At 62.1% G+C, this 1,130-nt stretch carries 2 protein-coding genes; both read left to right on the forward strand.

Annotation, left to right across the window (positions count from 1 at the left end; translation table 11 throughout):
- On the forward strand, positions 1 to 385 hold a 385-nt coding region (locus tag AWB67_RS38305), incomplete at its 5' end, for a hypothetical protein (RefSeq protein WP_235025620.1).
- A 361-nt stretch (positions 386 to 746) separates the two neighbouring features.
- Positions 747 to 965 carry an IS66 family insertion sequence element accessory protein TnpB gene (tnpB, locus tag AWB67_RS42855; RefSeq protein ID WP_235025621.1) on the forward strand — a complete coding sequence of 73 codons (219 nt, stop codon included), beginning with the start codon at positions 747 to 749 and terminating at the stop codon, positions 963 to 965.
- Positions 966 to 1,130: the final 165 nt, after the last annotated feature.

The raw sequence follows: 1,130 nt of genomic DNA on the forward strand, positions 1-1,130 counted from the left end.
ATACTGGAGCCACGGAGACGGGAATGTATTTGCAGTGCGGCAGAGTAACCAGTGGACGGCGGACGCACCCCCGGGCGCCTACGCGCCCGTGCTATTGCGCGGATACACGACGGGCGAGTACCTTGGCAAGTACATGTCCTCGCTCGAAGTCGAGGAGCGCCATCGCCTGGCGTCGCGTTGGACGGCCACCGTCTTTGCCGGCGTGGCGTGCCTGTATGGCGCGAGCCGTAACGGCTGCGCAGATTCGGCCAACCGCTTTCCGAGCGCCGGCCTCGGTGTGCAGTACATTCTAAAGCCGGCTCAGGGCATCGTCGCGAATATGGAGTTCGCGTTTGGAAAGGAAGGCAACAAGGCTCTGCTCTTCAAGATGGGATACGGGTGGTGAGCAGGCTGCGGTTAGTGACTTGCTTCCGCTGCAACTCCAACGGTGAATTGCTTCATCGTCCCTGAGCAGATGCTGTCGGCAGATTTCAGGTCGCGGCCGGTGGCACGCGGTCGACTCGGATCGGTGATTCGCTGAAAACGCCGCGAGCGTCTCTTTCTGGGTATGCGTCAGCGCATCCCGTCTTGAACACAGGCGCGTGCGGTGCGAAGGTATTGCCATCGTGACGGCGGAGCATTGCGATGGTCGACCCAACCGAAGAGACTGCGGGACCGAGGACAGCGCGACGTTCTCAGCAAGGCGAGGAATTCTGGCGCGATTCAAACCGCTGCTGGCCCAGAAGCCGGCCTCGGGCAATCTGTTCGTGTTCGTGGGTCGGGACCGCACGAAGGTCAAGTGCTTATATTGGGATCGCACCGGCTTCGCGCTTTGGTACAAGCGGCTTGAACACGGACATTTCCCCTCACCGGCGTCGCTCGCACAACGCGGCTTCACGCTAGCCGAACTGAATGCCTGGCTCGAAGGCATCGAGATCCCGGCGCGCGAACCGCATCGCGCGGTCGCGGTGGCGCGCGTGAGTTGACTTGGTTTGCACCTCGCGCTGATTTGACGCTCACGAGTCTTGTAAACGTAGCGCGAGTTGGGCATCATGGTCGACATGTCGCCCGCCACCATCACTGTCGCGGATCTGCCGATCGAGCCCGAGGCGCTGCAGGCATTCGCGCTCGAACAGAACCGGCTCGCGTGG

The organism is Caballeronia terrestris, from assembly GCF_001544515.1.
Classification (GTDB): Bacteria; Pseudomonadota; Gammaproteobacteria; order Burkholderiales; family Burkholderiaceae; genus Caballeronia; species Caballeronia terrestris.